16 protein-coding genes and 1 pseudogene are annotated in these 20,396 nt (G+C 72.5%); 11 read left to right on the top strand and 6 right to left on the bottom strand.

Going from position 1 to position 20,396, the window contains the following annotated elements; translation table 11 throughout:
- Positions 1-214: 214 nt before the first annotated feature.
- Positions 215-933, top strand: a pseudogene (locus tag OH807_RS00500) (glycoside hydrolase family 27 protein); the annotation flags it as partial.
- A gap of 920 nt (positions 934-1,853) precedes the next feature.
- On the top strand, positions 1,854-2,888 hold the full coding sequence (locus OH807_RS00495) for a Gfo/Idh/MocA family protein (protein ID WP_406192205.1): 1,035 nt from the start codon (positions 1,854-1,856) through the stop codon (positions 2,886-2,888).
- Between the two features lie 1,341 nt (positions 2,889-4,229).
- On the opposite strand, the gene OH807_RS00490 is transcribed toward OH807_RS00495, so the two are convergent.
- Entirely contained in the window at positions 4,230-5,054 is an 825-nt protein-coding gene (locus tag OH807_RS00490; protein WP_406192202.1) for a dienelactone hydrolase family protein, read from the bottom strand.
- Positions 5,055-5,136: 82 nt separating this feature from the next.
- On the opposite strand from OH807_RS00490, the gene OH807_RS00485 reads away from it, so the two are divergent.
- Complete coding sequence (locus OH807_RS00485) at positions 5,137-5,757, top strand: TetR/AcrR family transcriptional regulator (protein ID WP_406192199.1); 621 nt, start codon at positions 5,137-5,139, stop codon at positions 5,755-5,757.
- Between the two features lie 462 nt (positions 5,758-6,219).
- On the opposite strand, the gene OH807_RS00480 is transcribed toward OH807_RS00485, so the two are convergent.
- The gene (locus tag OH807_RS00480; protein ID WP_406192196.1) at positions 6,220-7,209 is read right to left on the bottom strand and encodes a LacI family DNA-binding transcriptional regulator; all 990 of its coding nucleotides are present in this window, start codon (positions 7,207-7,209) and stop codon (positions 6,220-6,222) included.
- 88 nt (positions 7,210-7,297) lie between these two features.
- On the opposite strand from OH807_RS00480, the gene OH807_RS00475 reads away from it, so the two are divergent.
- From OH807_RS00475 to OH807_RS00455, 5 genes are all read left to right on the top strand, one after another.
- Positions 7,298-8,212, top strand: a complete 915-nt coding sequence (locus OH807_RS00475) for a ribokinase (RefSeq protein WP_406192193.1) — start codon at positions 7,298-7,300, stop codon at positions 8,210-8,212.
- A 51-nt stretch (positions 8,213-8,263) separates the two neighbouring features.
- Positions 8,264-9,217, top strand: a complete 954-nt coding sequence (locus tag OH807_RS00470) for a nucleoside hydrolase (RefSeq protein WP_406192190.1) — start codon at positions 8,264-8,266, stop codon at positions 9,215-9,217.
- A gap of 82 nt (positions 9,218-9,299) precedes the next feature.
- Entirely contained in the window at positions 9,300-10,256 is a 957-nt protein-coding gene (gene add / locus OH807_RS00465; protein WP_406192187.1) for an adenosine deaminase, read from the top strand.
- Between the two features lie 68 nt (positions 10,257-10,324).
- Positions 10,325-10,771 carry a YkvA family protein gene (locus tag OH807_RS00460; RefSeq protein WP_406192184.1) on the top strand — a complete coding sequence of 149 codons (447 nt, stop codon included), beginning with the start codon at positions 10,325-10,327 and terminating at the stop codon, positions 10,769-10,771.
- 207 nt (positions 10,772-10,978) lie between these two features.
- The gene (locus OH807_RS00455) at positions 10,979-11,950 is read left to right on the top strand and encodes a S1 family peptidase (protein ID WP_406192181.1); all 972 of its coding nucleotides are present in this window, start codon (positions 10,979-10,981) and stop codon (positions 11,948-11,950) included.
- Positions 11,951-12,286: 336 nt separating this feature from the next.
- Here OH807_RS00455 and phnE read toward each other — a convergent pair whose 3' ends face one another.
- Genes phnE through OH807_RS00440 form a run of 3 tightly spaced genes read right to left on the bottom strand, consistent with a single transcriptional unit; the run spans position 12,287 to position 14,729 of the window.
- On the bottom strand, positions 12,287-13,108 hold the full coding sequence (gene phnE, locus OH807_RS00450) for a phosphonate ABC transporter, permease protein PhnE (protein ID WP_406192178.1): 822 nt from the start codon (positions 13,106-13,108) through the stop codon (positions 12,287-12,289).
- Positions 13,105-13,818, bottom strand: coding sequence for a phosphonate ABC transporter ATP-binding protein (locus OH807_RS00445; RefSeq protein ID WP_406192175.1), 714 nt, complete (start codon positions 13,816-13,818; stop codon positions 13,105-13,107). The genes phnE and OH807_RS00445 overlap by 4 nt, the downstream gene beginning before the upstream one ends.
- Positions 13,818-14,729, bottom strand: a complete 912-nt coding sequence (locus OH807_RS00440) for a phosphate/phosphite/phosphonate ABC transporter substrate-binding protein (protein ID WP_406192172.1) — start codon at positions 14,727-14,729, stop codon at positions 13,818-13,820. The genes OH807_RS00445 and OH807_RS00440 overlap by 1 nt, the downstream gene beginning before the upstream one ends.
- Positions 14,730-15,138: 409 nt before the next feature.
- Here OH807_RS00440 and OH807_RS00435 point away from each other — a divergent pair, with 409 nt between their 5' ends.
- Both OH807_RS00435 and OH807_RS00430 read left to right on the top strand, forming a co-directional pair.
- Positions 15,139-17,205, top strand: coding sequence for an alkaline phosphatase D family protein (locus OH807_RS00435; protein ID WP_406192169.1), 2,067 nt, complete (start codon positions 15,139-15,141; stop codon positions 17,203-17,205).
- A 126-nt stretch (positions 17,206-17,331) separates the two neighbouring features.
- Positions 17,332-18,405, top strand: a complete 1,074-nt coding sequence (locus OH807_RS00430; RefSeq protein WP_406192166.1) for a zinc-binding dehydrogenase — start codon at positions 17,332-17,334, stop codon at positions 18,403-18,405.
- Positions 18,406-18,443: 38 nt separating this feature from the next.
- Here the strand turns inward: OH807_RS00430 and OH807_RS00425 are convergent, their stop codons facing one another.
- A complete protein-coding gene (locus tag OH807_RS00425; protein WP_406192163.1) occupies positions 18,444-19,172 on the bottom strand; it encodes a GntR family transcriptional regulator in 729 nt (242 codons plus the stop codon).
- Between the two features lie 226 nt (positions 19,173-19,398).
- Between OH807_RS00425 and OH807_RS00420 the strand changes: the two genes are divergently transcribed.
- On the top strand, positions 19,399-20,112 hold the full coding sequence (locus OH807_RS00420; RefSeq protein WP_406192160.1) for an HAD family hydrolase: 714 nt from the start codon (positions 19,399-19,401) through the stop codon (positions 20,110-20,112).
- The last annotated feature ends 284 nt before the right edge of the window (positions 20,113-20,396 follow it).

Below are 20,396 nucleotides of genomic sequence, written 5' to 3'. Positions count from 1 at the left end.
TGTTCGTCCGGCGGGCAGGTGTCCGGCCTCCTGCCGGCTGTTCCGCCACTCCTTCGGGGCCGTGTTCTTCGATGTCAGCGAGGCTGGCTGCGCCGGCCGGCCGGCTGCCGGGCTGTTGCTGTGCCGCTGTTCCGGCCCGCCGTCCGTTCGTCGCTGCGCCGCCGTCCGGCCCGCCCGCGGCCAGCGGCTCCGTCGCTCGGTGGGGGGCCGTCGAGCGTCCTGGGGGGTGGACTACCTCAAGTACGACAACTGCGGCAACCAGGGGATCGATGCGGTCCAGCGCTACAAGGCGATGGGTGACGCTCTGAAGGCCACGGGCCGCCCGATCGTCTACTCCATCTGCGAGTGGGGCCAGAGCAAGCCGGCGACCTGGGCGCCGGCGGTGGGCAACCTGTGGCGAACCACCACGGACATCGGAGACTACTGGACGAAGGTCATCAACCGGGCCCACATCAACCAGAAGTTCGCGGCCTACGCCGGCCCGGGCGCCTGGAACGACCCGGACATGCTGCAGGTGGGCCGCGGCGGCCAGACGGACACCGAGTACCGCACGCAGTTCAGCCTCTGGTCCATGATGGCCGCCCCCCTGCTCGTCAGCACGAACCTGGCCAATGCCAGCGCGGCGACCCTGGCGATCCTGAAGAACACCGACGTGATCGCCGTTGACCAGGACCGCCTGGGCCGGCAGGGAACGGTGATCTCCAGCTCTGGTGGCCTGGTCGTCATGAGCAAGCTGCTGAGCGACGGCAGCCGGGCGGTGAGCCTCACCAACGAGACCGATACCGCCCAGACGATCTCCACCACGGCGGCGGCGGCCGGAATCGGGGGGCGCCCTCCTACACGGTCAAGGACCTCTGGTCCAAGACCACGGTCACCTCGACCGGAGCCATCAGTTCATCGGTCCCCCCGCACGGCACCGTGATGTACAGGGTCACCCGGAACGGGTAGCGGCTGGGGCCGGGTCGAACGGAACCACAGAGTCCGTGACCTGGCAGCCGGAAACGGCCCGTGCCCTCACCATCGAGGGCACGGCCTACCCCGGAGGTCCCGGAGTCCACCCCGCCTCCGACATCGCGTGGTGCTTCGGCGGCAGGCGCGCCGGCCTCGGCGTGGACGTCGGCGTCGAAGACTGCGTGAACTCCCAGTTCGGTGATCTTCCGGACATACCGGGATCAGGTCCTCGTCGCGGAATAGGTGCTGACAGTGCTGGTCGCGGCCACTCGTCGGCCACGACCAGAACCGTTGCTTCGTGGCGTACGGCCGGCCAGTCCTTCCTCACGAGGAATCCACCCCCATCAGGATGGTCGACACCACCAACTGGCGGGCCGCGGCTCTCACGTGCAGCGGACCCAGCCCCCGCGCCTGGTCGCAGTGCAGGGAGAGCAGCAGGACCTCGCGATCACTTGCACCATTTTAATGTTGACGCAAACATGTGATGGTGAGAGTGTCGGGGTAATCGGTGTTGTCAGGAGTTCCGGCTGATTCAGCCTGGCCTCCGAGGGTGTGCGGCACGGGGGCCAGGACGCGAGGCAGAACGTTGCAGGGCGTCCAACCGGTCGGGCTCCGCGTTCGGGTGCGGTCGTTCGGGAGGTGGCCGGTCCCTGTACCGGATGATCCGGGTGAGGTGGGAATCGGCCGGCCGTCCTGGGTGAGGGGCCCGGGTCAGGATGTCGACGATTCGGCGGGCGAGGCCGGCTGCTCCTGGTGGCAGGCCGTGGAACCGCCTGTCGGTGTCCTCGTCCCGGGCGAGTCGCAGCAGGTACAGCACGGCCTCGCCAACGCCGATGCGGACCCGAAGGTCTGCTGAGGTTCTACTGCAAATGTTTTCAAGATATCGACGGCAAGGATTGCACATGACGGACGCGCCCGTACGGATCGGACTGGTCGGCTACGGCTTCGGCGGCAGGTACTTCCATGCGCCGTTGCTCGCCTCCACCCCGGACTGTGAGTTTCTCGGGGTGGTCACCACATCCCCCGAGCGCCGCAAGCAGATCGCCGGGGAGCTGGGCCGGCCGGCGTACGACTCGTTGGAGGAACTGGCCCGGGCCGGAGCGGAGGCGGTTGCGATCTCCACTCCGGCGGCCACACACATCCCATTGGCCCAGGAGGCGCTGAAGCTGGGTCTGGCAGTGGTCTGCGACAAGCCGTTCGCGCTCGACGCCGCATCTGCGCGGGAGACGACGGAACTGGCGGAGCGGCTGCGGGTTCCGCTGACGGTCTATCAGAACCGTCGCTGGGACTCCGACTTCCTGACTCTGCGGCGGCTCGTGGCCGAGGGTGATCTCGGTACTCTGACCCGCTTCGAGTCGCGCTTCGAGCGGTTCCAGCCCGAGCCCGGCCCGCCGGCCGCGGGTGGCGGCACCCTGCTCGACTTCGGCAGCCACCTGGTCGACCAGGCGCTCGTCCTGTCCGGGCCGGTCGAGCGGGTGTATGCGGAGATGCGGAGCCGCGACGGCGGCGAAGGGCTCGACGAGGACGTCTTCGTCGCGCTGACCCACCGCAGCGGAGCCCGGTCACACCTGTCCGGCAGCTGGCGGCAGGGTGCACCCGGTCCGCGCTTCCGTGCCACCGGCACCACCGGGACGTACGTGGTCGACGGTGTGGACGGTCAGGAAGCCCTGCTGATCGCAGGTGCCTCCCCGGCCTCCGAGGGGGAGCGCTGGGGCATCGAGCCCGAGCGGCGTTGGGGCAAGGTGCTGCGCGGCGACCAGGTCGAGCCCGCGCCGTCCGCCCGCGGCGAGTGGGACACCTTCTACCCGGCCTTCGCCGCCGCAGTCCGTGGCACTCGTCCGCTGCCCGTGGACCCCTGGGATGCCGTGACCACCGCGACCGTACTGGACGCCGCGCGCACCAGCGCCGCCACCGGTGAGGTCGTACGCCTGTCCTGACCCCGCCGGCGGCCGGCAGCTGCGGCGCGGGCGCAAGGGAGGTCCCGGGTCGCCGCAGCCCGGGGAGTGGCTTGCGGCGACTGACCCGGTGCCCGCGGCCGCCCGGCAACTGCGCCGTCCTGTCGCCGCCCTGTCCCCGTCGTGCTGCCCTGTGGTCCGGCAGGCAGGCCCGTCCCTGGTGCTGCTCGTTGCTCGGGCGGGCCGTGATGCCGCGCTGCTGCGTTGCCCGGTGCCCCGTTCGGTCGGTGCTGGGCTGCTCTGTCGCGCCGTCCAGCCGCCGGTTCGTCACCGGTCCGGGCCGGCTGGGCCTGTCCCGGTCTGCCGCCGCGGCGCCGCGCCGGCCGGTTGCCCGGCCGGCCGGTGCCGTCCGGTCGAACTGCGCACCTGGCTCCTCCCCGGGCACAGGGCCGGACTGCCGCGCGACCCCTCGCTCCTCCGCGGGCATCCCCGCCCTGCACGGATGCACCGCCGCCAGGCGCCAACTCGTCTTCCGGGTCCCGCCTTCCATGGTCACAGGGATGCTCGGCCACCACTTCGTCCACGCCGAGGCGATCGCCGCGAAGCCGGAGGAACCTGGAAGTACGAGGCCCCGACGACCACAGTCGACAGCCACCGATGCCGTTGACGGCCTCAGCCCGTCAACGCCCGGAGGCAGCAGCCACCGAGTCGATGACACCGCGCCAGGTCCTGCGACAGCCCTTGCGAAGAGGCCCGCCGACCAAGTCGAGAATTCCCGACACCGTGCCGATCATGGGCCCCGGGTCGCCCGACCTGCACAGGTGCAGGTGCCCTTCGAGCAGGACGGCCCCACGATCTGCCTCTGCTTCCAGTAGGCGCCGCGGCAGCCACTTCCCACTGCCGATCCACGCGTGGTGATGGTCGCAGAGCAGATCGGCCGCAGCGTTGAGAACGAGGCCGGCCACCGCAAGGCGCCCGAACTGGTCTCCGGCGCCGGCGAGATCGTCCAGAGCGTCCGTCAGCCCGTACCTCCTCGTTTCGACCGTCTCCGGTTCCAGCGACGGCGGACCCTTGCGGAGGTCCGCCTCGGCCGAGGCGCGAGCGCGTCCGGCCTCACCATTCGTGTTCCTGCCGGTCGGCGGTCACGCCCAGCTCCGGCCGTCTGCGTCCAGGCTCAGGTGGTGGCCACTCGCCGAAGGTGAAGCCGGCGGTCGGCCCCTGGTGAACGGCGTCGGCCAGGGTGCCTCTGTCGCCCGCGTGGCCGTGGTCGGGTGCTGCCTCGTTGCGCCGGGCCGGGCAGGTGAAGAGCCGTCTGTCAGGACGACTTCGACTGCGGGATCGATCCGACGCCCACCGTTGCCCGCAACAGGGGGGCACAGTCCGTCAGGCGGTGGTGTGGTCGGGAAGCAGGCGGGCGCGCAGGAAGGCGAGGACTTCGTCGCGGGCTTGCACGGTGGGGTGGCCTTCCTCGTCGACGAGGTGTGCGGTGAGCACGCTGTGGGGGGTCTGGACCAGGTCGCGGAAGAACGGCGGTGGTTCGGGGTTCGCGTACTCGCCGGGGAGGACGCGGCCGTCGAAGCGGTCACCGAGAAGTTGTGCGTAGGCGGCGAAGCGTTGGCCGGTGCACCACTTGTCGGTGTCGAAGCGCAGGCCGAGTGCGGTGAGTCCGTCGCGCTCGAACCGCCCGCGGATGGCGGCCTCGTCCTCGGGCGACAGCTCCAGGGCGGCCGGATCGTCCAGCGGCAACGAGGGCTGGCCGAGGACCGGAGCGATGACGGCCGGTTCCAGCGTCATGCTCAGCGCGAAGTTGCCGGTGAAGCACATCCCCACCGCGCCGACGCCCGGTCCGCCGCACTCGTCGTGCGCGGTCCTGGCCAGCGCGCGCAGCCACACCGCCACCGGACTCGTGCCACCGCCCGCGAACGCCCTGAACTCCTCGCTGACGCACGCCCGTTTGAGGATCGGCCCGGCGATCTCGACGGTGGGATACGCCCCGTCCACACCAAAGAGCGAGGGCACGTAGACGGTGAACCCCGCATCGCGCACCCACCCGGCGAAGCGCACGACGTCGGGGCTGATACCCGGCATTTCAGGCATCACGACCACCGCAGGTCCGCTTCCGGCCACGTGGACGGTTTTCTCGCCCCCGGAGAGCGAGAGCACGCGTTTCGCAAAGCCGTCCAGTCCGGCATCGCCGTCGACACCCATGACCTGCGCCTCCACTATGCGATCGATCGGTCGTCATTGTCGCGGCACACTACACGACCGATCGGTCGCATATAATCGGCGCATGGCCCCGGACACCCCCGACTCCGCTGCGGATTCCGCCGCGCCGCGCGCCGACGGCCGCCGCGCCCGCGGCGACCGGACACGGCACGAAGTCGCCCGGCAGGCAGCCATGTCCGCGACCGTGCACGGGCTGGACGCGATCACTGTCGGCGCGCTCGCGGCCCGGACCGGGCACAGCAAGAGCGGCATCCTCACGGTGTTCGCCAACCGGGAAGCCATCCAGATCGCCGCGGTCGCCGAGGCCCGCGCCCTGTACCTGCAGCACGTCGTCGAGCCGTCGTGGCCCGCCGCCCCGGGTCGGCCCCGGCTCTGCGCCCTGCTCGACAACTGGGTCGCCCACCTGCGCGGCAACGTCTTCCCAGGCGGGTGTTTCATCACCACGACCTCGGTCGAATACGGCCGCCGCGAAGGCCCCGTCGCCGACGCGGTCCGCGACCTCGTCCGCGAGTGGCTGCACCTGCTGGAGGCCGAACTGTCCGTCGCCGGCAGCCGCTTCCCGGCCGACGACGCCTTCCGTATCGACGCCTACCTGCGTGCTGCCAACACCCGCTACCAACTCTTCGGCGACGATGCCGATGTGGACCGTGCCAAACGCCTGTCCCTGGACGTGCTCGGCGCCTGACGCCGCTGCTCGAAGGCGCCATCTCCGGCAACGAGCGGATCGTTGGACCGACGCAGGACCGCCGGCTCCCCGCGGTAGCCCGGCCGTTGGACTGGGCCCCAGTTGGAGCGTAGGCGAGTGAGGCCCGGTCGCCACATGCCGGCCGGGCGGGGGCGGGTCCGGCTCCTGGCCCTCCGCCGGCTCACGACTGACCGTCAGGCCCGTCAGGCCCGTCAGGGCAGCCGCATGGTTGGGTGGGGGTCGGAGCCCAAGTCAGGCCGGGGGCCGGGACGTGAGGATGGTCCGGGCGCTGCACGTGGCAGCGGTCTCGACGACAGTCATCAACTCGCCTCCCTCGTCAGGTGTCGCACGGGAGCGGTTTGTCACCGCGCCCCACCGACATCACACGGTCGCCATCGTTGTCCAGGCGATTGCACCCAGGGGTGGCAACGCCACCTGGAAGGCAGCGTGCGCGGCATGGCCCTACCGTCCGGCCGCGCAGCCGCAGCTGCCGCGCACTACGAGGTCGGCGCTCGGGGTGTACGGGCGCGTGGCCTCGCCGAGCAGGAGGGCGACGGCGCGTTCGGCCATGGCCTTGAGCGGCTGGCTGGTGACGGTGAGTGCCGGGGCGGTGTAGGCGCTCTCGGGAGCTCCGTCGAGGCTGATGACGGCGAGGTCCTCGGGTACACGCACGCCGGCGGCGAAGGTCGCGGCCAGGATGCCGATGGCTTGTTCGTCGGTCGCCGCGATGAGTGCGCGCGGCAGGCGTCCGTCCGCCGCCAGGGCGGCGATCAGTTCGGCGGCCGCGGCGCGGGTGTAGTCGCAGCGCAGCAGCAGCGGTTCGTCTTCGAGGTCGGCGGTGCTGCTGCGCCAGGCTTCCCGGCGCAGGCCGACCGGTCCGGAGTCCCGGGGGCCGGCGAGGAAGGCGATCTCGTGCAGGCCGTGGGTGTCGCGCAGGTGGGCGACGGCCGCGCGGACGGCGGTGTCGTTGTCGGCGGCCACGGCTGGGGTCCGTGCTCCGGCGGGGGCGTTGTGCACGTACACGGACGGGACGCCGGCGGCGGAGGCCTCGGCGGCGACGTCGTTGCCGCCGTCGCCGGAGACGATGATCAGGCCGTCGACCTGGGCGGCGAGGAAGCGTTCGACCAGGTGCTGCTGGCGGTCGGCCGCGTAGCCGGCGTTGCCGGTCAGGGTGAGCTTGTCGTGCTCCTCCAGCGCCTCTTCGAGGTGGCGGGCGAGGGCGGCGAAGTAGGGGTTGGAGGCGTCGGCGAGGACGAGGCCGACCACCCCGCTGGTGCGTGAGCGAAGTGCCCGGGCGATGCGGTTGGGCCGGTAGCCCAGTTCCGCCGCGGCCTTGAGGACCTTCTCGCGGGTGGCCGGGGCGACCGGCCGTGGGCCGTTGTTCATCACGTAGCTGACCACCGCCGTCGAGGTTCCGGACCTGCGGGCGACGTCCGCCAGTGTGACTGCCATGCCTGTGCTCCCTGGGTGTCGGCCGGGTTGCCGTCTTCGCGGGCCCGGGTCCCTTGCATTCTCTCATCTAAACGATTAGACATGTCGTATGAGCATGTTTCCCTCCCCCCGCGTACTGGTCATCGGGTCGGTGAACATCGACCGCGTCCTGCGCTGCCCCGTCCTCCCCGCTCCGGGGGAGACGGTGCTCGCCACCGCCGCGACCACCGGTTTCGGCGGCAAGGGCGCCAACCAGGCAGTCGCTGCGGCGACCATGGGTGCCGTCACCCACCTCGTCGCCAGGATCGGCGGTGACACCGAGGGCCTGCGGGCCCTGGTCGACCTGCGCAGCCACCGGGTGATGACCGACACCGCCATCACCGACCTGTCCGCCCCCACCGGACAGGCGGTCGTCCTGGTCGACACGGACGGCGAGAACAGCATCGTCGTGGCCCCGGGAGCCAACGCCCTGCTGTCCGCCGACGACGTCACCGACGCCCTCACCGTCATGCGCCCCCGCGCCGGCGACCTGATCCTCACCAGCGGTGAGGTCCCCCAGCCGGCCGTCACCGCCGCCGCGTCATTCCTGGCCGCCGGAGCCCGGTGGATCCACAACGTCGCACCCGCCACCACCCTGCCGCCCCACCCCGACGGCGCCCACCCACTGCTGGTCGCCAACGCCGTCGAGGCCCGCCAGATCACCGGACTGCGCCGGCTCACCGAAGCCGCCGCGGCCCTGGCCGCCCAGGGCTGCGCCGCCGTCGTCACCCTCGGCGCGGAAGGTGCCCTGATCGCCGACGACCACGGCGTCACCTGCCTGCCCGCACCCGCGGTCACCGCCGTGGACACCACCGGCGCCGGCGACGTGTTCTGCGGAACCCTCGCCGCCGAGATCGTCCGCGGCAGGCCCCTGCCGCAGGCCGTGGCCACCGCCGTCGCCGCCGGAGCGTTCGCCGTCACCGGCCACGGTGCCCGCGGCGCCCTGCCCCGCCCCGGCGACCTCAAGCGCCTCACCAGGCACTGACCCCGCCCCCCCACACCCGACGTCCCCGCGTTCCGAGAGGCCGGCCCCGCCATGACCCCGCTGCCCCTGATCATCGACACCGACACCGGCTCCGACGACGCCGTCGCCCTCCTCCTGGCCGCCGCCAGCGGCCTCGGCGACATCCGCGCCGTCACCACCGTCGCCGGCAACGTCCCGGTGGCGACCGCCACCCGCAACGCCCTCATCTCCCTCGAAGTCGCCGGCGCCACCCATGTCCCCGTCCACCCGGGCTGCGAGCGCCCGATGACGCGCGACCTGTCCAGCGCCCAGCACGTCCACGGCGAGGACGGCATGGGCGACACCGGCCTGCCCGACCCCGCGCGCGGCGCGGAACCCCGCCACGCCGTCGACGCGCTCATCCAGTGGCCCCTCCGCCACCCCGGCGAGCTCACCCTGGTCACCCTCGCCCCGCTCACCAACATCGCCGCCGCCCTCCTGCGCGACCGCGACCTGTTCACCCGCTACCGCCACGTCTACTGCATGGCCGGCGCCGCCGACACCCGCGGCAACATCTCCGCCACCGCCGAGTTCAACGTCTGGGCCGACCCCGAGGCCGCCCGCATCGTCCTGCAGGCCGCCACCCCCGACAAGGTCACCTGGATCGGCTGGGACGTCTCCCGACAGGACGCCGTCATGACCCCCGCCGACCAACAACACCTCGAACAACTCGGCACCCCCATGGCCCATTTCGCCCACACCATCAACCGCACCGTCTCCGACTGGGTCCGCGACGTCACCGGCCTGGCCGGCTACGACCTGCCCGACCCCATCGCGATGGCCGTCGCCCTCGACCCCGGCCTGATCACCGAACAGGAACGGGCCCACGTCGACATCGCCGTCGGCGACGAGGCGCGCGGCCAGATGCTCATCGACCGGCGCGTCAACGCCCCCGCCCCCAACGTCACCCTGGTCCGCCGCGCCAGCGAGGCCGGATTCAAGAAGCTCCTGTTCGACACCTGCGCCACCACCCCGCAGCGCGCCTGAGCCATCCCCACCCCAGTCGTCCGCCCCGGGCCACCCCCCGCTTCCGCCCGGGGCGGACACCCCCGACCCACAAGGACACACCGTGACCGCCCCCGCCACCCGCCCGCCCCGCTACGAACTCCACTGCCACCTCGACGGCTCCGTCCGCCCGGCCACCATCGCCGACCTCGCCCGCCGACAGGGACTCGTCCTCACCGCTCCTGTCGAACACCTGGCCGTCGCACCCCCCGACTGCGGCAGCCTCACCCGCTACCTCACCTACATCGACCTGCCCCTCCAGGTGCTCCAGCACCCCGACGCCCTCACCCGCGCCGCCCGCGAACTCGTCGAGGACTGGCACCGCGACGGCGTCGTCCACGGCGAGGTCCGCTTCGCCCCGCAACTGCACACCCGCCACGGCATGACCACCGACGACGCCGTGCGCGCCGTCGCCACCGGCCTCGCCCAAGGCCGCGCCGCCACCGCAGTGCGCACCGCCCTGCTGCTGTGCTGCCTGCGCCACCAGAACCCCGACGAGAGCCTCGCCGTCGCCGAAACCGCCCTGCGCCACCGCGACCTCGTCGCCGGACTCGACCTCGCCGGCGACGAACGCCTCCACCCCGGAACCCCCCACCGCCCCGCCTTCGACCTCGCCCACAGCGCCGACCTGCCCTGCACGGTCCACGCCGGCGAAGCCGCCGGACCCGACAGCATGTGGGAGGCCATCGACGTCCTCGGCGCCCGCCGCATCGGCCACGGCGTCCGCTGCACCACCGACCCGGCGCTCCTGCACCGCCTGCGACGGGACCGCATCGCCCTGGAGATGTGCCCCACCAGCAACGTCCAGACCGCCGCCGTCCCCACCCTCACCGACCACCCCGCCACGGGCCTGCTCACCGCCGGCCTGCCCGTCACCATCAGCACCGACACCCGCACCACCTCCGACACCACCCTCGAACGCGAATTCACCCGGCTCCGCCACAGTGCGGGCTGGACCGACGACATGGAGGCACAAGCCCAGCGCAACGCCGCCGACGCCGCCTTCCGCACACCCGCCTGACCCGCCCCGATCCGGGCACACCGGCGGACCCGTGCGTGCCACCGCGCACCCGGCACAAGGACACCCCCATGACATGGCTGCTCTGGCCGCTCGCCATCAGCGCCGCCGGCGCGATCACCACCCGACTGATCGGAGACAGGATCACCGCGATCCTGCCCGAACGCCTCGCCCCCGCCGCCCGACGACTGTTCCTGGCCGCAGCCGTCGGGCGCCGCCTCCTCCGGGACCCACGGGCGCCCCGCGACGCCCGCGCGGCGATCGCCCTCGCCCTCGCCTACTCCCTGTCCCCGATCCAGCTCGTCCCCGCAGTCATCCCCGTACTGGGCCAGGCCGACGACCTGCTCGTCCTGGCCCTGTGCACCCGCTACGCCGTCAAACGCATCCCGCCCCACGTCCTGAACGAACACCTCGCTGCACACCACGCCGGCAGCCGCCAGGAAGACGATGCCGCGGCTCCGTCCGACCCCGGCCACGTCCTCGAAGCCCGAGACGCACGGCCCACAGCTCCCCGCTGAGCTCGCGCTCCGAACCCGCCGACCACAGCTCTCGTACCTCTGAGCTTGATCCTCGCGATGCCGGGCCCCGCGGCGTCCTCGGGGGATATCCCCACCACGCGTGCGCCCGCTGCCCGGACCACGGCTCCACCGGCTACCACCGTGGCCCGGTGGATCTTCGACGAGCAGGCTGAACACGTACGCATTCCGAACAAAGGGATATTCTTCGTGTTCAGTCTGAAGTCCGCCCGTCGCCGTACGACCCGCACCGCCGTCGTCGGTGCTCTCGCCGCCGTCGCCTGTGCCACCCTGATGGCAGGCAGCGCCGGAGCGATCGTCAACGGTGGTGACTCCACCGAGAGCTACCCGTTCATGGCGACCATCCCGGAATCGGCCCCGGACTACGGCCTGGTCGACGGCACCTGCGGGGCGTCGCTGATCGACCCGCAGTGGATCGTGACCGCGGCCCACTGCCTGACGGGCGACGGGCTGAAGCTGGAAGGCGTCGTCCGGCTCGGCAGCGACCACCGGAAGGACGGCGGCACCGTGCGGCGGATCGACCGGACCTTCATCCACCCCGCCTACGTGAACGGCAACAACAAGGTCGCCAACAAGGACGACATCGCGCTCGTCCGCCTCGACCGGCCGGTCAGCCAACAGCCCGTCAGGATCGCGGAGAAGGTGGGGCAGCAGGGTACTGCCACCCGGCTCCTCGGCTTCGGCACCACCATGGACGGGGAGTTCGCGTTCCCGGACCGGCTCCAGGAGCTGGACGCCCGCCTGGGCACCGAGTCCGAGTGCGCGCCCGGTTACGCGGACCCGACCCGGCTCTGCACGATCAGCACCAAGCCCAAGGCCATGGCCTGCTTCGGCGACTCCGGCGGCCCGCAGCTCCAGAAGGGCCGGGACGGGCGGTGGGAGCTCATCGGGGTCACCTCGGGCCCGGGCGCCCCGAAGGTCCCGTGTTCGGCGGGGCCGGGCCTCTACACCAGCGCACCCGCGTACGCGAACTGGATCGGGGAGACCCTGGCGGCCAACGGCACCCAGGCGCCCGGCCGGGGCGGCACCGGCCTCGCCGAGACCGGCCCGGACGACAACACCGCGGCCCTCACAGGCGTCGCTGCCGCCCTGCTCCTCGCCGGCGGCGGCACCACCCTCGCGCTGCGCCGCAGGAACGCCCGCGCCCGACGGTCCGCCTGACGCAGCCGGCGTGGGAAGTCGACGGGGCAGACTTCCCACGCCGGGCGGCCGAGGGGCGCCGGCCCCGTTCCGGCGTGGCCGGCCCCACTGCGTGCAGGACAGCACCACGTCGGCTGTGCGCGAGCCGGGCGGAAGGCGGGCGTTCGGCACGATTCAGCACCAGCGGGCGATGATGCTGCCGGCCTCGGCCGGTGGCGGACCGGCCCGACGGCGCTCATCGACCTCCACAGCGCAGCGGCCGGCCCGGCACGGGTGCGGGGCCGGCCGCTGCCCGCCCGTCCTCCAGGGGTGGCGGGCAGCGCGGATCCGAGGGCGACGGGAGCCGTGGGCGGTGGGTCAGGCCAGGCGGCGCCGGACGGCGGCGGAGAGCTGGTCGACGGCGATGATCAGGACGAGGACCACCAGGATGTGGGTGAGCATCTCGTCGAAGCGGAACAGCTTGATGGACTGGTTGATCAGGAAGCCGATGCCGCCGGCCCCGACCAGGCCGAGGATGAGGGAGGCACGGACGTTGACGTCCAGGCGGTAGAGCAGCAGGCCCGCCAGCCGGGGGGTGACGGTGGGCAGCAGGGCGTGCAGGGCGACCTGGACGCGGGAGGCGCCGGCGGAGCGCAGGGCGCGGGAGGGGCCGGGGTCGGCGTCCTCCAGGGCCTCGGCCCACAGCTTGCCCATCACGCCGACGTTGTGGACGACCAGGGCGAGGACGCCGGGGAACGGGCCGAGGCCGACGGCGGTGACGAAGACCAGGGCGAAGACCACGTCGGGCACCGAGCGCAGGAAGGACAGCAGGGCGCGCGCGGCCTGCTGGACGGCGGCGGAGGGTGCGACACCGCGGGCGGCGAGCAGGGCCAGCAGCAGGGACGGCGGGATGGACAGGGTGGTGCCGAGCAGGCCGATCCACAGGGTGACCAGGGCGGCGTCGATGCTGGGCTTCAGGACGGACCGGTCGAGCCTGGGCGGGAACGCCTCGGCGAGGAAGGAGGCCATGCCGTGCCAGCCGTCGACCAGCGCGCCCAGCGAGATCTCGGTGGTGTTCCACGCGATCACGTGCACGACGGCCAGGGCCGCGGTGACGAGCGCCGCGGTGACGAGGGTGCGGGGTCGGCGGGGGCGGGCCGGTACGGGCAGGCGGCGAAGCGGGCGGGGGGCGGTCGTCATGACAGGCTCCCGGCGAGTGCGGGCTGGTAGAGGTGGTCGACGTCCTGGCCGGGGTCGCCGTCGAACAGCACCCGGCCTTCGCGCAGCCCGACGATCCGGTCGGCGTGGCGGGCGGCCAGCGAGGGCTGGTGGAGGACGGCGAGGACGGCGAGTCCTTCGTCGTGGGCGAGTTCGGCGAGCAGGGAGAGAACCTGTTCGGTCGCGGCGGGGTCGAGGGCGGAGACGGGTTCGTCGGCGAGGATCACTTCGGAGCGCTGGCACAGGGCACGGGCGACGGCGACGCGCTGCTGCTGGCCGCCGGAGAGGCGGTCGGCGCGGTCGTGGGCGCGGTCGGCGAGGCCGACCCGCTCCAGGCAGGCCATCGCCTCCTCGCGCAGCTCGCGGGGGAACAGCCGCGGGTGCAGGGAGTGGCGAAGCGGCAGGCGCCCGAGGGCGCCGGCGCACACGTTGTCCAGGACGGTGCGCCGGGCCACCAGGTGGATCTGCTGGAAGACGGTGGCCAGGGCGAGCGGGTCGGCCGCCTTGCCGTCGAGGGTGACGGTGCCCTCCGCCACCGGTTCGAGGCCTGCGGCGGCGCGCAGCAGGGTGGACTTGCCGCAGCCGTTGGCCCCGAGCACCGCGAGGAACTGGCCGCGCGGGACGGTGAGGTCGACGCCGCGCAGCACCTCGCGTTCGCCGTAGCGCACCGTGATGGCGGAGAGCGCCAGCATCACAGGTCCTTGTCAGTGAGGTGGAGGGTGGTGGCGAGGTCGAACAGCGGCTGGTAGGTGGTCTTGTCGACGGCGACCAGCGGGGCGGCGGGCTTGACGGCGAGCAGCGCGCCGATCTGGCCGACCTTGTCGGTGGGCAGGTGCAGCAGAGTGTCGGCGACGGCCTTCTTGAATGCGGGGTCGAGGTTGCCGCGGACGGTGATCGGGTCGTTGGGGATGGCTTCGGAGGACCAGATCCTGCGGAACTTGGCGGGGTCGAAGGTCTTGGACGCGGTGGCGCTGGCCTGCTGCTGGGAGTTGATCTCGGCGGCGTCGACGGTGCCCTTGGCGAGCGCGAGCAGCGATTCGGCGTGCCCGCCCGCGTAGTTGACCTTGACGTCCTCGGGCTTGAGGCCGGCGTCGACGATGGCCTTGCGGGGCAGTGCGTCGCCGGAGGTGGAGCCGACCGAGGACAGTGCGAGGGACTTCCCGGCGAGGTCCCTGACGCCCTGGACGGGGGAGTCGGCGGGCACCCAGATGCCGGCGGTGTAGCTGGATACCTTGCCGGTGCTGTCGCCGAAGGAGGCCACCGCCTCGGCGCCGGCCCGCTGCTGGGCGAAGACGTAGCCGAGCGGGCCGAACATGGCGATGTCGAGCTTGCCGTTCTGCAGGGCCAGCACCTCGGCGGAGTAGTCCTCGGTGATGGTGAGCTCGACGGGGCACTTGAGCTGCTCGCCCAGGGAGTCGGCGAGCACCTTGGCGGCGGGGGTGAGCTTGGCGGGGTCCTCGAAAGGTTCGACGCCGAAGCGGATCTTCCCGCCCGGGCAGGTCGCGGACCTCGCGTCCGAGGAGGAGCCGCCGCTGCCGCAGGCGGTCAGGGACAGCGCGGTGAGGGCACCGGTGAGCAGCAGGGCCAGGGGACGAAGACGCACGGTGGGCTCCGGGTGAGCAAGGAGGGCGAGCGGAAAGGGGTTCAGCGGGGAGGGGCCGGCGGGCGCGAGCCGACGGTGACCGCCCGGGGCGCCGCTGGAGGCCGGCACCCGGAACGCTGTCAGGCCCTGCCACCGCCGGTCAACCACTTGTTGTGACAAGTCATTTCCTGTTCACCCGCCCGTGACCTCCCTTCCGAGTGGGAGACGGTCGGCCGAAGGGGGAAGTGAACAGCTGGGCAACCTGAGAGTCGGCCGCCTGCGTGCACCGCGGGAAGGGGGTGCGGCTCGCGGTCGGGTGGCCGCTCATGGCGCCTGGCGGGTGAACAGTGAATGACTTGTCGTGACAGGTTATTGCCGGTGCGCGAGGTGCGCTGCGACGGTTGCCGCCGGAAAAGGAGGAACACCTGCCATGAGCCCTGACGGAATCCACCGACGGTCCTTCCTGGTCGGCGGCGCGGCCGCCCTGACCACCGCCGTCGCCACCACCGCCCTCGCCCCTTCCGCCCACGCGGACACCGCCACGCCGCCGCGCGCCGCGGTGCTGGAGTACCTGGACCAGTGGACCAAGGCCACCGGCCTGGCCGAACTGTTGCGCCGGGCCGGTTTCACCGTCGTCCCGCTGGACACCACCAAGGCCGCGACCGCGCAGGGCGTCGACCTGATCGCGTTCGGCAGCTTCACCAACAACGGCACCGCCTACCCCGCCTACGTGGCGGCGCAGGCCGCCGCGCTGCGCGACTTCGTGGCCGCCGGCGGCACGGTGCTGGACCTGGCCCAGTCCGACCAGTACGGCGCGCCGGTGTCCTACCTGCCCACCGCGCTGGCCGCAGTGCGCACCGACACCGACTACGACACCGTGCTGCCGGTGGCCGCCGGCCACCCGCTGGTCGCCGCGCTGCCGGTGACTGCCGGCAAGGTGCTCACCGGGCGCGCCGCCGGGATCCGGGTCAGCTGGGAGACCGTCGGCTCCTGGCGCGGGATGCGCGTGCTGCTGGCCTGCACCACCAGCGGCACCAGCCCGGCGCTGCTGGAGGGCGCGTACGGCGCGGGCCGGTTCCTGGTGACCAGCCTGACCGTCGACAAGTGCTTCAACAGCGCGGGAACGGCGATCCAGCCCGCCTCCGCGGTGCAGGACAGCGTCGCCTTCTTCACTGCGCTCGCCGGCTACGTCACCGCCGTCCGCGCGGGCGCCGCCCCCGCCGTCACGCCCACCCCGATGCCCGCGCAGGCCCCGGTCGGCCCGCTGGTCGGCCACGTCGACACCACCACCGCGCGCCTGTGGGCCCGCCCCGGCCTGGACCCGGTCGCGTACCCGACCTGGCGCTGCACGGTGCGCCGGGCCGACGGCTGGACCACCTCCGTGGAGGTCCCGGTCGCCACCGCCAACGACAATACGGTGCTGGCCGACGTCGCCGGCCTGCAGGCTGCCACCCGCTACACGTTCACGATCGCCCCCACGCTCCCCGCACCCGGCTTCACCCCGCCGGCCGGCTCCTTCACCACCTCCCCGGCCGCGGGTGCGGCCGCCGTGGTCACCATGGGCCTCGGCTCCTGCGCCCCCTCCGACCCGAACACCGTGTGGACCAGGATCGCCACCGAGGGCTGCGACAGCTTCGTCATGCTCGGCGACAACCCCTACATCGACTCCGGCGACCTCGCCGTCGCCCGCACCAAGCACCGCACCTTCCTCGCCCAGCCCGAACTCGCTGCCCTGATCGCCGCCACGCCGACCTGGTTCACCTGGGACGACCACGACTTCGGCACCAACGGCGTCAACGGCTCCTTCAGCGGCAAGGCCAACACCCGCACCGCCTTCGTCGACTACCGCGCCAACGCCTCCTTCGGCCATGCCGCCGACGGCACCCCCCTGACCACCAGGACCGCCGGCCAGGGTGTCTACACCTCCTTCCGCCGCGGCCCCATCGAGGTGTTCCTGCTCGACCCGCGCTGGTTCAGCACCACCGCCCCCAGCTTCGCCGACCCGGCCCGGACCACCTGCATCGGCCAGGTGCAGTGGGAGTGGCTGCGCACCGCGCTGCGCGCGAGCACTGCTCCGTTCAAGGCGATCGCCTCCGGCATGATCTGGGACGACAAGGGCAACGCGGAGACCGACGACTGGGCCACCTACCAGTACGAGAAGGACGCGATCCTCGACTTCCTGGCCGCCGAGAAGATCCCCGGCTGCTTCCTGGTCAGCGGCGACATCCACAGCTCCCAGGCCCTCAACTACGGCCCCCGGATCGGCTACGACCTGTGGCAGTTCGTGGTCAGCCCGCTGCACGGCAGCACCATCTCCGGCCTCAACGCCACCAACCCCGCCCTGGTCGCCAAGGCGGTGGAGCCCTACACCTTCCTCAAGCTGGTCGCGGACACCACCGCATCCCCGGCGACGCTGACCGCGACCTGGATCAACCGGGACGGCAAGCGCCTGTTCGAGGTCAGCCGCACCGCCACCGACCTCGGCCACCCCGCCTGACCCACGCTCCTTCCCGACCCCTGTTCGCGCCGCAGCCGGCGGCGCGAACAGGGGTTCACCCATTCTTCCCCATACTTATAATGACAAGTACTTGATCGTGGTCGAGTTTCATGACAAGTTCGGTGCATGAGCGTCACCTCCGACACAATCCCGGTCCGCCTCGCCCGCTGGGAGGGCATCCACGGGTCCTTCACCCTGCTGGAGACCGACACCGCCCGGACCCCCCGCCCCGGCGAACTACTGGTCCGCATCGACCTCGCCACCGTGTGCGGCAGCGACCTGCACACCGTCGAAGGGCGCCGCCCCTCCCCGGCCCCCTCGCTGCTCGGCCACGAACAGGTCGGCACCGTCATCGGTATCGGCGACGGCGGCGCGCGCTGCGTGGACGGCACCCCCGTCACCGAGGGCACGCGGGTGGTCTGGTCGGTGGCCGCCGCCTGCGGCACCTGTGAACGCTGCACCCGCAACCTGCCCAACAAGTGCCTGGAGCTGCGCAAGTACGGCCACGAGCCGTGGTCTCCCGACGCCCCGTTGAACGGTGGCTTCGCCACCCACTGCGTGGTAGTGCCCGGCACCGCCGTCGTCGCCGTCCCCGTCGACGTGCCCGACGCCGTCGCCAGCCCCGCCTCCTGCGCCACCGCCACCGTCGCCGCCGCCCTCGACGCCGCCGGCCCCCTCTCCGGACGCCGCGTCCTGGTCACCGGCACAGGCATGCTCGGCCTGACTGCCACCTCGATGGCAGCCACCGCCGGCGCCCGCGTCACCGCCGTCGACCCCGACCCCCAACGCCGCGCCCAGGCCGTTCACTTCGGCGCGAGCTTCGCCCTCGACACCGATCAGGAGAGCGGCCCGGCCGACATCGCCCTCGACTTCTCCGGCCACCCCGCAGCCGCCCAGCACTGCCTGGACTCCCTTACCATCGGCGGCCGCGCTGTCCTGGTCGGCTCCGTCTCACCCGGCCCCGCCCTCGCCCTCGACCCCGAACGCCTGGTGCGCGGCCTGCACACCGTCACCGGCGTCCACAACTACCGTCCCGAGCACCTGGACACCGCCGTGCGCTTCCTGGCCGCCCACCACCGCGACTTCCCGTTCGCGGACCTCGTCGCCGACGCCCACCCACTGGAGCGGATCGCCGACGCCATCGAGGCCGCCCGCACCGGCTCCGCCCCCCGCCAGGCCCTCGCCCCCAACCCTCGGTGAGAACGGCAGGAACGGCGAGTGCGGCGGACCGGCGGGCGCTAGAGCTGGGCAGAGCGCGCGGAACGGGTATTGGTGACCGTCACGTTCGCCACGTCCGGCCGGTAGCGGTCCTCCGACCACTCCACCGCCACCCCCCGCACATCCCGCGTCAACCGCCGCTCCCGCAGCAGCGGCGCGCCGACCTCCACCTCCAGCAACTCCGCGTCGACCTCGTCGGCGGCCACCGCGTCGAAGGTGTGCCGGGCCGCGGCCAGCTCCACCCCGTTCGCGGTCAGCAACGCGTAGATCGACCCCGCGTCCAGGTCCGCGTCCAGCAGCGGACGGCCCACCGCCTCGACGTACGTCATCCGCTCCAGCATCGCCGGACGCCCGTCGAGCAACCGCAGCCGCAGCAACTGCACCACCAGCGCCTCCGGATCCACCTCCAGCGCCGCCGCGACCGCGGCCTGCGGCCGCCGCAGGGCGATCTCCTGCAACCGCTGCCCGGGGGCGTACCCGGTCAGCCGGGCCCTGGTGGTGAACGACAACAGCGACTCGAACGGCTGGGACGGCACCGCGTCCAGCACCACAGAACGCCGCCCCTGCCCTCCACTGACCAACCCCTCCTCCCGGAGGGCCGCCAACGCCTGGCGCACCGGCGTGCGCGAGGCCCCGAACTCCTCGCACAACTCCGCCTCCGACGGCAGGAACTCGCCCACCCTCAACGAGCCGCCCCGGATCCTTCGGCGCAGTTCCGCGGCGACCACGCCGTGCAGTGATTCCTTCACGCAGCCGACCCTACAGGCCCCGCCACCCCGCCCGACACCACCTGTCACCACATGTTTCCCCCGCTGCCCCGACCCCCACCGCACCCGTATTCCCGGCAAATCCGCCACCCCGCTCCGGCAGCCACCGGATGAACAACCGGCCTCCTGTACGGACAAGATGCCACCGACCGTCCAAGCCGCACAGCCCCGCCCCACACGTCCACTCCTTCACGAACAGGACACCACCATGACCAGCACCCGCCCGCCCGTCCAGCTCGTCTGCCTCGACATGGCCGGCACCACCGTCCACGACGACGGCGCCGTCCTCGCCGCCTTCCACCAGGCCCTCGACACTATCGGCATCCCCGCCGGCACCCCCGAACACGACACCGCCGTCGCCCACGCCCTCGCCACCATGGGCCAGTCCAAGATCGAGGTCTTCCGCGCCCTGACCGCCGGCGACGAACACTTCGCCCAGCTCGGCAACCAGGCCTTCGAAAACGCCTATGACCGGTCCGTCGACACCGAAGGCGTCCGCGAGATCCCCGGCGCCGCCGACACCATCGAGCACCTGCGCAGTACCGGACACCACGTCGTCCTCACCACCGGCTTCTCCCCGACCACCCGCGAGCGCATCCTGCGCGCCCTCGGCTGGCACGACCTCGTCACCCTCGCCCTCTCACCCGCCGATGCCGGCCGTGGTCGTCCCCACCCCGACCTGCTCCTCACCGCCCTGCTGCGCACCGGCACCGAATCCGTCCACCACCTCGCCGCCGTCGGCGACACCACCAGCGACCTGCTCGCCGCCCACCGCGCCGGCGCACGCATCGCCGCCGCCGTCCGCACCGGCTCCCACACCGACGCCGACTTCGCCACCGTCCCCCACACCCACGTCCTCGACAGCGTCACCGACCTGGCCGCCCTCCTCGACACCGCCCCCACCCCGGCGGACGCCTCCTGACCGACCGAGAGCCAACGCACTGCCCAGGACGCGCGACAAGCCGGGTGGTGCCCGCACCACCCGACCCACAGAAGGCACCCGCCCGCCCCTGGTGCTGCGACCGGCAAGGCTCGCCGGGGTGGCGGCTCGTTCTGTGGCAACTGCGTAAACCGGTTGAAATCGGTGGTCACGGCGGCAGGGTGTCGTCCGTGATGGAGTTCGACCGGTTCGAAGAGGACGAGGAAGACGACCCCAGCAAGGCAGAGCGTGCCCTCCTGGCGCATCTGCGTATGCGGGCCAGCGGC

This window comes from Kitasatospora sp. NBC_01560, from assembly GCF_045208415.1.
Classification (GTDB): domain Bacteria; phylum Actinomycetota; class Actinomycetes; order Streptomycetales; family Streptomycetaceae; genus Kitasatospora.
The sequence above is the reverse complement of the archived record's forward strand: the minus strand, read 5'-3'. Positions and strand labels throughout refer to the sequence as shown.

Bases quoted from the DNA above. Each gene is read 5' to 3' on its own strand.
- OH807_RS00495 (WP_406192205.1), top strand. From the start codon at position 1,854: ATGACGGACGCGCCCGTACGGATCGGACTGGTCGGCTACGGCTTCGGC.
- OH807_RS00490 (WP_406192202.1), bottom strand. From the start codon at position 5,054: ATGGGTGTCGACGGCGATGCCGGACTGGACGGCTTTGCGAAACGCGTG.
- OH807_RS00485 (WP_406192199.1), top strand. From the start codon at position 5,137: ATGGCCCCGGACACCCCCGACTCCGCTGCGGATTCCGCCGCGCCGCGC.
- OH807_RS00480 (WP_406192196.1), bottom strand. From the start codon at position 7,209: ATGGCAGTCACACTGGCGGACGTCGCCCGCAGGTCCGGAACCTCGACG.
- OH807_RS00475 (WP_406192193.1), top strand. From the start codon at position 7,298: ATGAGCATGTTTCCCTCCCCCCGCGTACTGGTCATCGGGTCGGTGAAC.
- OH807_RS00470 (WP_406192190.1), top strand. From the start codon at position 8,264: ATGACCCCGCTGCCCCTGATCATCGACACCGACACCGGCTCCGACGAC.
- OH807_RS00460 (WP_406192184.1), top strand. From the start codon at position 10,325: ATGACATGGCTGCTCTGGCCGCTCGCCATCAGCGCCGCCGGCGCGATC.
- phnE (WP_406192178.1), bottom strand. From the start codon at position 13,108: ATGACGACCGCCCCCCGCCCGCTTCGCCGCCTGCCCGTACCGGCCCGC.
- OH807_RS00445 (WP_406192175.1), bottom strand. From the start codon at position 13,818: ATGCTGGCGCTCTCCGCCATCACGGTGCGCTACGGCGAACGCGAGGTG.
- OH807_RS00435 (WP_406192169.1), top strand. From the start codon at position 15,139: ATGAGCCCTGACGGAATCCACCGACGGTCCTTCCTGGTCGGCGGCGCG.
- OH807_RS00430 (WP_406192166.1), top strand. From the start codon at position 17,332: ATGAGCGTCACCTCCGACACAATCCCGGTCCGCCTCGCCCGCTGGGAG.
- OH807_RS00420 (WP_406192160.1), top strand. From the start codon at position 19,399: ATGACCAGCACCCGCCCGCCCGTCCAGCTCGTCTGCCTCGACATGGCC.